Source organism: Armatimonas sp. (genome assembly GCF_031410135.1).
GTDB lineage: Bacteria > Armatimonadota > Armatimonadia > Armatimonadales > Armatimonadaceae > Armatimonas.
Genome location: NZ_JANNYP010000193.1, coordinates 1 through 11125, shown reverse-complemented (window position 1 = coordinate 11125; position 11125 = coordinate 1). Strand labels below are relative to the sequence as shown.

The following is an 11125-nucleotide window of genomic DNA, read 5'->3' as shown; positions in this document are numbered from 1 at the left end:
ATACTGGCTTTATGAAATCGTCCGTACAGTTGCAGATTCGTCCCCGTGGGCACTCAATGAAGGGCCGCGTCAACGACGGCGACTTGGTAACCGTCGCACCCTGTGAGCTATCTACTCTCTCGGTAGGCGATATTGTGCTGGTGCGCTGTGGTGGGAAAGACTACCTGCACCTCATCAAGACCATAGACGGCGAGCGGTTCCAGATCGGCAACAACCGGGGCGGGATCAACGGCTGGGTGGGAAAGCATGGCATCTACGGCAAAGCGACCAAGATCGGGGAGTAGACCTGCAATGCAAGATGAGAAACACTGGTACGTGGCTCATGTTCTCCTCGCTACTGAGCTGCTGGAGGGCGATTTGGGCTACTACCCCGTCTGGGAAAATATCTATCTTATCCACGCCGCGAGTGGAACCGAAGCCTGGGAGCGTGCAGAGGAGCTTGGGCATGAAGAGGCGCGGGTCGGGAGCGAGGGGCTTACCTTCGATAATCAGCCTGCCCGGTGGCGTTTGGTTGGCGTACGAAACTTAATTCAACTTTTGGAGGCACCAGGCGATGCAGCTGAGGTTACCTGGATGCAGTACTCTGTCAAAGACAAGGCCGATCTGGATCGTCTGATTGGTGGCAAGCCGGTGTGTGTGGTTTTTGAACCCGGCGGGCCGGACGAAGAGGGCGACGCGTACCACCCGGAGCTTCTGAGGTAAACGTGTGTAAAGGAGACGTTGATGAAGTTCGATGTGGACTTGCGACCTGAGGTGGCGAAGCTTAGGATGATGGCGCGCTCGCAGGGGAGCCGGGGGACGTGCAGTGTGTTTGCGATGACGTTCTGCATTGAGTTCCTGCTGCGCAAAAAGCGCAAGCTCTCCGAGCCGCTCTCGGTGGAGTTTCTCAACTGGGCTAAGAACACGGCGACGGGGCAGAAAAAAGACGGCGACTTCTTTGATCGGATCGCGGCGGGCTTCGAGCGCTACGGGATGGCAGGAGAGAGTGCCTTGCCCTACGCCCCCCGCTACAACGCCGAGCTAACCCCCGAGCCTCCGTTGCTGGAGAAGGCTAAGCAGACACCGCGCCTCAAAGGCCACTTTATCAAGCCCTGGAGCACCCAGGAAGTCATCACGGATAGGCAAGTTGGAGAGATGAAGGCAATACTTCGGCGCGGAATTCCAGTCGCGATTGGCCTGCGCTGGCCCAAGGGCGGTAAAGGCAAGGACGTGAGCATCGAGGGGCTTTCCGTGATGGACTATATCCCCGCCTCAGACGTTTTTGATGGTCACTCCCTCGCCCTCGTGGGCTACTCCGATGAAGGTAAGCTCTGGGTTTTTGCAAACTGGGCCGGGCCGAGCTGGGGGGACAAGGGCTTTGGCTACATGAGCGATGCCTACTTGCGCCCCTACATCAACGATGCTTATGTCTACGAGTAGGTTTTTTCTCTACCGTACCAGAGTGCGGATTCCAGAGAGCTCAGTGCCATCGGGGAGCTTGAGACGCAACTCTAAGAGAGCCTCGTGGGTGATCTCTTCGATCGCCTCACCGGTTATCGGGTCGGAGATGGCGATTAGGAGCGGCGTGACATCGGGTGCCGTGGACTCTAGCAGTCCGGCGAGCCAGTGGACAATCACTGGCGCTTTGTAGGTCTGGCTCTCGTAGGTCGCAGTGGAGAGCAGGTCTTGGGCAGTGTCCAAGAGATAGGCAAGGAGTTTTTGTGGTGACATTATCTTCTAAATAAAGAATACCTTGCTTAGCTGAAAATTCAAGAACTGATCACGCCCACTGAGCACATCTTGCCCAAGGAGAGCTGTAACCGACAGGTTCTCTTCAGAAACATCATTGGCCAGGCTACAGAAAACACCTTTTCCTATGGAAACACCTGAGGGCAGGCAGACAGGCTCCTTTTTGAAGTAGTAACCGGAATGAAGCGTGCCTAGGCCCAACATCCGCTTGAGTTCCCAACGGTCGGGGTGTTGATCGATAAACTTTTTGTTAACCCGTTTTTTGGCAGAATCGTGTAGATAGAACCCGTATCAAAGACAACATTTGACAGCTTGACTTCCAGGCCCGGAATATCGATCGAGACTCGCATAAACTGATCTTTGGCTGTGTCTAGGAGAAATGGAAGCTCAGGAGCCGAGGCAAGGATAGGATACGGATCTTCCTGGGCAAAGAAAGAGAGCTGCTTTTTCTGGTAAGAGATGAGGACATTGAACAAATAGAGGAAACCTAGCCCTAGAATGCCTCCAAATCGCTTTTCTTCAAAGTAGGAACCGACGTTTTTCTCCGTGAGGATCATCGCTCCGGGGAGGTCATGCTTGACCACATCCGCACTGCGCCGATACGCTGTCTCCGCGAAGGAAATCCTGGTCGGCTCTGATACCATCCCATACTTTGTGAGTGCACTTTGAGCATTGAGGGGCTTTAGACCAACCTGTTTGGCGAGCTGCTGTGTGACGACAAGTGTATAGGGACAGCCGGTATCTACCATGAAATCCATAGGCGGGCCATCTTGTAGACTGAGCTTTACGTAAATATGATTGGCATTCTTCTTGAACGTGAATGGGGCGCTGAAAAAAGGTAAAGGATCACGAGCGAACATGAGCGTACCTCAGGTATAAGTGGTGCTGTTACTATACCTGAACATGGTCAGGATTCTGGTACACTGTTAGGCATGTCAACTGTTACGACGGCCTCTGGGCTACAATATGAAGATGTGGTTGTGGGTACGGGAGAGTCTCCTGTGGTAGGGCGTGCGGTCTCGGTGCACTACACCGGAACCCTGCTCGATGGCAAAAAGTTTGATTCCTCGCGGGATCGCAATCAGCCGTTTGTCTTTACGATCGGGGTAGGCATGGTGATTAAGGGCTGGGACGAAGGCGTGGCGTCTATGAAAGTGGGCGGGCGACGAACCCTGACCATCCCTAGCAACTTGGCCTACGGCGCGGCGGGTGCGGGTGGCGTTATTCCCCCGAATGCGACTCTGATTTTCGATGTCGAACTGCTCGCGGTAAAATAGGCTCACATGCGACGACCCGTTTTTCTGGCTGCTCTAATGCTCGCCACCCCTCTCTTTGTTCTGGCTGGCTGTGGAGGAGGGGATAGCTCCTCCACCACAGCGGCCACCACGGCACTCAAGCTCGATATTGCTTGGGCTGCCCGGAGCCGTGGCGTCAATGCCCTTAGCTCCGCGCTCTCCGCCGTTGTCTCGGTCAAGCAGGGGAACTTCCCGGCGATTGATCGTACGGCAGATGCCGCAGGCTACACCCAGAGCTATGTCTCACCTCAGCAAGTGGCTCCTGGCCCGAATCTTCTAACCGTGACGTTCTATGCGGGCAAAGGGGGGGCTGGTGCGGTGGTGGGGACAGCCAGTAAAGCGATCAACCTGGCCGATGATGGAACCGGGGCCGGGGAAGTGCTTCTGGTAGGGAAAATCCAGAAAGTGGCAATCACGAGCCCGGCACGGCTCACGGTGGGCCAGAATGCGGATCTAGTGCTCTCCGCGATCGATGGAAACGGGGCCGCTGTTGCGGTCTCGGCGGGCTCCGCGACTTTCACACTGCTGAGTGGAAGTGAGGCGGCGACCCTGACACCCGATGGTAAGCTCACGGCCAAAGCAGCGGGAGTTGCGCGGGTAAGCGCTGCCCTCGATGGCAAGACCAGCGATCCCTTTGAAATCGAAGTGCGTGCTCCCGGAACCGCGACGGGGGTCGTTGCCGCCGGTCAGAGCGTCAAGATCGGGGAGGACAAGCCGCTGGAGTTCAGCTTCACCGATGCTGATGGTAGCCCTATCAGCTACGATCCCGCGCTGCTCACCTTTGAGGTAACCAGCGGTGCCGATACGGGCAGCGTGACCAATACAGGGCGCGTGACCGGGGCAAAACTGGGCGTGCTCAAAGTGAAGGCAAAGATTCCCGGCCTGGAGAGCGCTGTCGCAAGTGTTCGGGTGATTCCCACCGGCAATGTGACGCTGACGATCCCCCAGCTACAAAATCTTGCGGTGGCGGAAACGAAAACCGTGGCAATCACGGTAAAAGATGCCAGTGGCGCCGATGTCCCCGTGGGAACTGAGGGCGCAAGCTTCTCGGTGACCCGTGGCGGTGATGCTCTGACGATAACGCCGGCAGGAGCCGCGACCGGTGTGGTGACGGGCTATGCGGTGGTTCAGGTGACTGTCGCAGGAACCAGCGTCTCTCAGGCGGTCTTTGTGGGCAGCATTGTCACCAATTCGAGCGGGCTCAAGTACATTGAGAAGCTCGTTGGAACGGGCGTGTCCCCGAATAGTGGGCAGATGGCGACCGTGAACTACACGGGTTCACTACTCAACGGGAGCATTTTCGACTCCTCGCTGAACCCGGGACGAACACCGTTTAGTTTCAAAGTCGGCGCGAATCCGAAGCAAGTCATTGACGGGTTCGATGAGGGAGTGGCTTCGATGAAAGTGGGAGGGAAGCGCCTGCTGATTATTCCTGCTGATCTTGGTTATAAAGATAATGCACGGGAAGGAATTCCTGCCAACAGTACGCTTATCTTTGATCTTGAACTTTTGGAGGTAAACGGATAACGATTATGAATACTAATCCTATTGTGAAACCCATTGCGATTGCCCTGGGAATTCTTGTCGCACTTTTTATTGTGGGAAAATTCTTAGCCCCAAAGGATGCTCCGCCACCTGCTGACCCTGCAAGCGCCTCTAGCCCGGCTCCGGCTGCGGCGAGTACACCCGATGGGCCTAAGGCAAAGCTCGGCTCAAAGGCAGTTACCATGGCCAATGGGCTCAAGTATGAGGATCTCCAAGTTGGAACCGGTAAAGAGGCAAAGAACGGAACCAGTATCGAGGTGCATTATTCCGGCTGGCTCACCGATGGCACCCCGTTCGACTCGTCTAAAGATAGTGGGAATCCATATCCCTTAACTCTGCCTGGCCAAGTGATTGCGGGCTGGAATGAAGGGATTCCGGGCATGAAAGCGGGTGGAAAGCGCAAGCTTGTGATTCCCCCCGCACTGGGGTACGGTGAGCAAGGTCAGGGCAAGATCCCTCCTGGTGCCACACTTGTCTTTGAGGTTGAGCTTGTGAAAGTCAACTAGTCCATGTCCACAGGAGCCACCAGCCCTAAGTCCGCAGGCAGTTCTCGGAGATCAAAGCCACGTCGCGGTCGTGGGGGCTGCTGTGGCTGCCTCGTGGTGCTCGTTCTGCTGCTGGCAGGCTCGCTCTGGTTGGCCCGGAAGTGGGCTCCCAATCACCTGAACCGGGGGCTCGCTTGGAGCCGAACCCAGGTTGTGACCAAGTACCCAGTGCTGGATCGCTGGCTCCCCCAGGCTCCAGGAGCGCATCCTCCCACGGTTTTTGAGCCACCCGCACCTGCCCCACTTGCGTCGCCCGCTCCCGCGGCTTCTCCCTCGACTTCTCCCTCACCCCAGCCCTCTCCCGCCCCGATTTCGTCGCCGGAACCACTCTCCGGCACCGCGACAGATATTCTCGTCGGAGCGGGGGCTGAGGTGACACTGGGGCAGACGGTGGTGGTTCGCTACGTCGCGGCAAAGCCGACAAACCCGGCGGAGATGTTCATGGTAGGCTCTGGTGAGATAGATCCCACGCTCGAAGCGGCAGTGAAGGGCATGAAAGTGGGCGGCAAGCGCAAGCTCGGTGCGATTGAGATCGAGCTGATAAAGATTCTGTAAGTGGCGATCTTTGTACTGACGATTGCAACCGGCCAGCGTGATGAGCTGGGTGTCTACCTGCAGCCCGGTCTTGCGATGGAGGAGCTGGACTTCCGCCCTGAACTGAAGCGCCTCAAGCCCGGTGAGATCTTGGAGCTTCGGTACCCCAGTGGAACCATTATGAGCGCCCAGCTCTTGGCCTTTGGGATTCCCGCACTGAGACTTGCTGATGGATCGGCCCTGGTAAGCCCAACGGACTCGGTGCACCTGACCATTTCTTACCCCTTCGACCCCCAAGGTCTCCCCGCAGGCACCGAGCTTTGGTGGCTGCAGGGAGATGCATGAACCCTTTAGCGAGGAATTTCTGCGGTTAAGTTAATTGGCTCAATGTCGCTGACTAAAATATCATCCTCAATACGGAAGCCACCCGGTATAAGCCACTTGTCGAGCGTGGGCCAGTTGACTTGTGCGGCGAATTTCTCGCGGTTAACGGGATCGTTGAGCAGGGTGGGAATAAAGTAGATACCGGGCTCGACGGTCACTAGAAAACCGGGCTCTAGCACGAGGTCGCAGCGGGGTGTGACACCACAGCAGCGGCGCTTCTCGCCTCTCCCTGGCCCCACGCCGCTGGCATCCCGAACTCCTAGCCCGACCAAATGCCCCACGCCATGCGGGAAGAACAGGGCAATCGCCTCGGTTTCGAGCGCCTCGTCGGGGGAGCCACGGAGTATCCCGAGCTCGCCTAAGCCCGCCGCAATTCCACGTGCGGCCATTCGGTGGATCTCGTGCCACTCTACTCCCGGACGGCAAGCATCACAGCAGGCGCGTTCCACACTGTCGAGCAGGGCGTAGAGCTCCGCTTGCTGGCTGGTGAAGCCGCCCGGGCCGGGGAGTGTGCGCGTCACATCGGCACAGTAGCCCTCGACCTCCGCTCCCGCATCTATCAAGACCTGTTCGCCAGGTTTCAGGGCGCGGCTGCCCGGCTCCGCATGGAAAATCGCCGATGTCGGGCCGAAGCCGACAATGGTATCGTAGGCGACTCCCGTGGCTCCGTTTCGGGCAAAGGCGGTCTCGATCTCAATCTGAAGCTCACGCTCGGTGAGCCCTTCTCGCAAAATATCGCGTGCCGCAGCGAATCCGGCAGCCGTGGCGGTGACTGCCTTATGCATCAAGAGAAGCTCGGCTTCGTCTTTGGGGCGGCGTGCCTCCAGCAGGCGCTGCTCCAGCGGGCTCATAGTCTGATCATGGCCCGCTCCTAAATGGGTGATGGCCTTGCCCTGCCTCTTCTCCAGCCATGCCGGGAGCTCACTCAGAGCACGACCACGGTTAAGCGGCAAGAGCCCCTCCCAGACCGTGTCCATAGGCGTGATCGTGGGGAAGAACTCCGTCCAGCCCTCACTCGGATCAAAAGCGAGCACGGCATCCCGAACCGAGAGCTCTGTTAGCCAGCGGAAGTGGGGATGTGCTCGGTAGGGGTAGCACTGGTCTTGACCACCAGGTCGCCCAAGCTGGCCCCCCGCGTGAATCAGCACAATCTCGTCGTGAATGCCCCAGGTGGCAGCGGTGCGCACTCGGCGCGTCTCAATAATAGATTCCATGTCAGAGCTGATTTTACCGAAGATAGCCCGATGATTCCACAGGAGGGAATTTAGGCCACCTTGACGAAATTTCTCATAGGAGATTTTCCCATGCCATTTGTTCCCTTTGCCCCTGTCTCGCCTGTCTCTCTTTCCCAACCGAGTGCCGTCACGGCGCGTGCTGCTTGGGACTTACTTCTTCAAGGGAAGCACCCCGAAGCCAAAGCGGCTTTCGTTGCGGTGCGCCAGAAGAGTCCTACCGATATCGAGGCTGCCCGTGGGCTAGGGCTTCTCCAGCACCTTGAGGAGAATGAGTCCGCATCGGTCACAAGTCTCCTTCCTGTTTTTCTGAACGCACCAGGCTCTTGGCAGGCCGTGGCACTCTGGCAGCCGTTTCTGGACATGTGTCACCGGCAAGCCCGCCACGATGTGCTGATGAAAGCCGCTCTGTCGGTTCGACAGAGCAAGGCCGCTTCGGTGCCTCAGCGTGCCTCGGCGCTCCACACCATCGGAGATTTGCACCACCGCGAGGGGCGGCTTGTCGAGGCGCAGAAGGCGTGGGATGAGCTGGGCTATGTCCGCAAGTGGCACACCCTCGGCTCGTTTGACAATGTCTCCCGTTCAGGCTATGCCAAGGCATTTCCCCCTGAGCTGGGGATGAGCGCCGGCGATCAAGTCACGGGGAAAAACCGGCTTTCCATCCGCTGGCAGCCTCAGGCAATTGTTACCCCTGAGGGGTATGTCTCGGTGGCAACATCTTTGGGGAACAATAAAGACAATGTTTTTTATGCCACGACGGCGGTCTTCGCCGAAGCGGAGCGTGATGTGGTGATTCGCTACACGGCGGATGGTGCAACCAAACTCTGGCTCAATGGGCTCCTGGTTGCCGAAGACCCGATCTACCGCTCGTCGCAAATCTGCCTCACCGACACATTGAGTGTTTCCGTGCATCTAAACAAAGGCTGGAACACGGTTCTTCTTAAGCTGGCCGACGATGAGAAACACTCGGCACACTTTCAGCTTCGCTTCACGCTGCCCGGCGGCGAGGAGCGTGGCCTTGCGCTTCAGGCCGATCCCACAAAAGCCGTGCTGGGGGCTGTTAAGGCACCCGCCACGCCGCTCCTGCCTCTACAGCCTGCTAGTATTCAGGCACTAAGAGCCACCGCTCTTGCGGCAAACCCCGAAGCACAGACCTGGTTGGGTTTTCAGCTCAATGAGTCCGATGACCACGAGCAGGCTCTGGCCGTGCTCAAGCATGCGGTGGAGCTGGCTCCCAAGTCCGCCTGGACACGCTGGCAGCTTGCCCTCGCGCTCAATGCGGACGAGCGGCGCGACGAAGCCCGGACAGAGCGGGATGCCGCCCGACAAGTCTGCAAGTTCCTGGCAGGTGCGGAAGCCGCCGCTGCAGGAGAGACACTTCGAGGCAAGCCGCTTGGAGAGCAGGTGGCTACCTGGAAGAGCCTGGCCACACGGTTTCCTGCCAGTGCGCGCATCCCCTGGCAGCTCGTCGCGCTTCATGAGAAAGCCAAGTCGCCCGATAGTGCCTTGGCCGCTGCAAAGCAGGCGGTCGCACTGAGCGGGGAAGGTGATGCCCTCGCAAGCTACTCTCGGTGGCTGGCGCACTTTGACCGCGATGCCGAGGCCGCGCGTGTGCTGGCTCAGGCGCTACTACGCTATCCGACGAACTCGGACTTACTGGAGTTTCAGACAGAGCGCACCTCCGAGGCGGGAAAAACAGCGGAGGCAGTCGCGGCCTACACAAAACGCATCCAGAGCGACCCGACCGATCAGAGCGACTACACCAGTCTGGCCAAGCTCTACCAGGGAGCGGGAAATCTGACGAAAGCAGCAGACGTTCTCACGCGGGCGCGGCGCGGCTGGCCCAATGACAGCGATATCGCAGCGGAGCTGGGAGAGCTAGAGAAGCAGCGTGGCAACAAGCCGCAGGCCATCGCCCTCTTGAAGGAAGCGATACGGCTAGACCCCTCTGCCGTTCAGCTCCGTGACAAGCTCCAGACACTCTCAGGTGCCCAGCCCGTGATCGCGCTTGCCGCTGCCACTCCAACGGCACCCCTTATCGCCAAGCGACCAAAAGTGGGAGAGCTGGCGGGAGTCTCGACGGTTACCCTGCTAGATGAAGGGCGCTGCGTGGTCTATCCCGATGGTGCGGCGCTGCACTATCAGCACAATATCATTACTGTGCTTGATGAAGCCGCCGCCAAGCGCTACCAGAGCTATGGGCTTCAGTACTGGACGAACTCCAGCCGCCCGACCGTGGAGATCTCGCGGATCATCAAGCCCGATGGTAAGAGTGTGGACATGCGGGAGCACCTGGCACAAGGTTACGCACAGTTTCCCTCCCTGGAGGCCGGCGACACCATCGAGATTCTTCAGCGTGTCGAGGACTTCCCCGATGGTGGGCTTGCGGGCAAGTTCTGGCGCAACTGGTACTTCAGCAGCCAGGGAGCGGATGTCCGGCTCTCTCGCTACGTCCTGGTGACCCCCAAGGCGATGACGATTCAGACCAAGCTGCACGGGGGAGAACTAACTCCCGTCGTTCAAGAGCGGGGAGAGTGGAAGATTCAGGAGTGGAAAGCGACCGACCTTCGTGCCCCCAAGCCGGAAGCCTTCTCCCCGGGCAGCACCGACAGCGGGCTCTGGCTGGATATTTCCTCGTTTGGCTCCTGGAAAGAGATCATTGACTGGTACCGCGATCTCTCGGGACCACTCTGTCTGCCGGAGGCGGTGATCAAGGCCAAGGCGGAGGAGCTGACCAAAGGGAAGACCACGGAGCGTGAGAAGCTTCTCGCCTTAGTGCGCTTTGTCTCCGATAAGATCCAGTACCAGTCCGGTGCCTTTCGGATGAGTGCTTTTATTCCTACCGAGGGCAAGAAAGTGCTCCGCGAGACCTACGGCGACTGCAAAGACAAGGCTGCACTTCTGACAGCGATGCTGGCGCATGTGGGAATCAAGAGCCGGATGGTGCTCCTCAGTGGGCGTGATGACGGCCTGACTCCGTACTTACCCTCGCCGCGCTTCAACCATGCTATTGCCGTGGTCGAGACCGAAAATGGCCCAATGTTTATTGATGGCACGGCCAACCGGCTGGCCTTTGGGAGCCTGCCTCAGGCAGACCAGGGTGTCTCTTGCCTGATTATCGGGGAGGATCAGACCCAGCTCTCGCTTATCCCGCTTCTCCCCGTGGAGCAAGAGGGGCTCACCGATACCCATGTCATCTCCCTGGCACCCGATGGCAAGCTCACAGGATCTCTGGAGCTGGATACCTTCGGAAGCTCGGCAGGAGGTCTGCGCAATGGCTTTCTCGCGATACCTGAGTCGTCGCGGGATGAGGCCGTCAAGCGAACCATGGCGCAGTTCGTCGAGCGGATGCAGGTAGAAAAGTCCGCTCTCATACGGCTTAATGAGACGGAATCATCGGCGGGCCTGTCCTGCACCTACTCGGTGGATCGCTATGCACAGGGAGCGGGTAACTTCCTGCTGGTGCCCCTGCCCTGGAACAAAACTTCCCCGCTCAGTCGCGCTGCCACGGCACTGACGGAGCCAAGTCGCACACAAGACATTGAGTTTGCCAGCTACCGAGGAACCTACAAGAGCACCGTTCGCCTGACTCTGCCTCCGGGCTACTCGCTGCAAGAGGCGCGGCCCACCGTGACCGAAGAGAGCCCGTTTGGCCGCTTCACGCTGACATTCAAGCAAGAAGGCAGCACTCTCACTGCCGAGCGAAGTGTCGTTATAACGGCGACCCGTATTCCCGTGGCCCAGGCGGCGGCATTCCGAGCCTTTATCGAGAAGTTAGAAAAAGAGGGGCAGACCCCTCTGGTTTTGAAGAGGAACTAAGATTTGATGCGTTTTACTTTTATCGCGTTGGCCGCGCTCTGTG

The 11125-nt window shown here is 58.4% G+C and carries 11 protein-coding genes and 1 pseudogene; 9 read left to right on the top strand and 3 right to left on the bottom strand.

The window, feature by feature from the left end; genetic code table 11:
• From RMO15_RS07005 to RMO15_RS06995, 3 genes are all read left to right on the top strand, one after another.
• Window positions 1-284: hypothetical protein (locus RMO15_RS07005; RefSeq protein WP_309709743.1), on the top strand; the 284-nt coding region annotated here is incomplete at its 5' end.
• A 7-nt stretch (window positions 285-291) separates the two neighbouring features.
• The gene (locus RMO15_RS07000) at window positions 292-702 is read left to right on the top strand and encodes a DUF4288 domain-containing protein (RefSeq protein WP_309709741.1); all 411 of its coding nucleotides are present in this window, start codon (window positions 292-294) and stop codon (window positions 700-702) included.
• A 21-nt stretch (window positions 703-723) separates the two neighbouring features.
• On the top strand, window positions 724-1419 hold the full coding sequence (locus tag RMO15_RS06995; RefSeq protein WP_309709739.1) for a C1 family peptidase: 696 nt from the start codon (window positions 724-726) through the stop codon (window positions 1417-1419).
• Between the two features lie 9 nt (window positions 1420-1428).
• On the opposite strand, the gene RMO15_RS06990 is transcribed toward RMO15_RS06995, so the two are convergent.
• Window positions 1429-1710 carry a hypothetical protein gene (locus RMO15_RS06990; protein ID WP_309709736.1) on the bottom strand — a complete coding sequence of 94 codons (282 nt, stop codon included), beginning with the start codon at window positions 1708-1710 and terminating at the stop codon, window positions 1429-1431.
• A 209-nt stretch (window positions 1711-1919) separates the two neighbouring features.
• Window positions 1920-2588, bottom strand: coding sequence for a hypothetical protein (locus RMO15_RS06985; RefSeq protein ID WP_309709734.1), 669 nt, complete (start codon window positions 2586-2588; stop codon window positions 1920-1922).
• Window positions 2589-2669: 81 nt separating this feature from the next.
• Between RMO15_RS06985 and RMO15_RS06980 the strand changes: the two are divergent.
• The 5 genes and pseudogenes from RMO15_RS06980 to RMO15_RS06960 all read left to right on the top strand — a co-directional run.
• A pseudogene (locus RMO15_RS06980) lies at window positions 2670-3005 on the top strand (FKBP-type peptidyl-prolyl cis-trans isomerase); the annotation flags it as partial.
• Between the two features lie 6 nt (window positions 3006-3011).
• Window positions 3012-4550, top strand: a complete 1539-nt coding sequence (locus RMO15_RS06975) for an FKBP-type peptidyl-prolyl cis-trans isomerase (RefSeq protein WP_309709729.1) — start codon at window positions 3012-3014, stop codon at window positions 4548-4550.
• 5 nt (window positions 4551-4555) lie between these two features.
• Window positions 4556-5074: an FKBP-type peptidyl-prolyl cis-trans isomerase gene (locus tag RMO15_RS06970; protein ID WP_309709727.1), complete on the top strand. Its 519-nt coding sequence runs from the start codon at window positions 4556-4558 to the stop codon at window positions 5072-5074.
• Between the two features lie 3 nt (window positions 5075-5077).
• Entirely contained in the window at window positions 5078-5668 is a 591-nt protein-coding gene (locus tag RMO15_RS06965; protein WP_309709724.1) for a hypothetical protein, read from the top strand.
• Window positions 5669-5992 (top strand): hypothetical protein, encoded by a 324-nt coding sequence (locus RMO15_RS06960; RefSeq protein WP_309709721.1) that lies wholly within the window; start codon window positions 5669-5671, stop codon window positions 5990-5992.
• Between the two features lie 5 nt (window positions 5993-5997).
• On the opposite strand, the gene RMO15_RS06955 is transcribed toward RMO15_RS06960, so the two are convergent.
• Window positions 5998-7245 carry a M24 family metallopeptidase gene (locus RMO15_RS06955; RefSeq protein WP_309709719.1) on the bottom strand — a complete coding sequence of 416 codons (1248 nt, stop codon included), beginning with the start codon at window positions 7243-7245 and terminating at the stop codon, window positions 5998-6000.
• 90 nt (window positions 7246-7335) lie between these two features.
• Here RMO15_RS06955 and RMO15_RS06950 point away from each other — a divergent pair, with 90 nt between their 5' ends.
• On the top strand, window positions 7336-11082 hold the full coding sequence (locus tag RMO15_RS06950) for a DUF3857 domain-containing protein (protein WP_309709717.1): 3747 nt from the start codon (window positions 7336-7338) through the stop codon (window positions 11080-11082).
• The last annotated feature ends 43 nt before the right edge of the window (window positions 11083-11125 follow it).

What these genes read in the sequence shown, in the direction of transcription:
- RMO15_RS07000 (WP_309709741.1), top strand. Translation starts at nt 292, where the DNA reads ATGCAAGATGAGAAACACTGGTACGTGGCTCATGTTCTCCTCGCTACT.
- RMO15_RS06995 (WP_309709739.1), top strand. Translation starts at nt 724, where the DNA reads ATGAAGTTCGATGTGGACTTGCGACCTGAGGTGGCGAAGCTTAGGATG.
- RMO15_RS06990 (WP_309709736.1), bottom strand. Translation starts at nt 1,710, where the DNA reads ATGTCACCACAAAAACTCCTTGCCTATCTCTTGGACACTGCCCAAGAC.
- RMO15_RS06985 (WP_309709734.1), bottom strand. Translation starts at nt 2,588, where the DNA reads ATGTTCGCTCGTGATCCTTTACCTTTTTTCAGCGCCCCATTCACGTTC.
- RMO15_RS06975 (WP_309709729.1), top strand. Translation starts at nt 3,012, where the DNA reads ATGCGACGACCCGTTTTTCTGGCTGCTCTAATGCTCGCCACCCCTCTC.
- RMO15_RS06970 (WP_309709727.1), top strand. Translation starts at nt 4,556, where the DNA reads ATGAATACTAATCCTATTGTGAAACCCATTGCGATTGCCCTGGGAATT.
- RMO15_RS06965 (WP_309709724.1), top strand. Translation starts at nt 5,078, where the DNA reads ATGTCCACAGGAGCCACCAGCCCTAAGTCCGCAGGCAGTTCTCGGAGA.
- RMO15_RS06955 (WP_309709719.1), bottom strand. Translation starts at nt 7,245, where the DNA reads ATGGAATCTATTATTGAGACGCGCCGAGTGCGCACCGCTGCCACCTGG.
- RMO15_RS06950 (WP_309709717.1), top strand. Translation starts at nt 7,336, where the DNA reads ATGCCATTTGTTCCCTTTGCCCCTGTCTCGCCTGTCTCTCTTTCCCAA.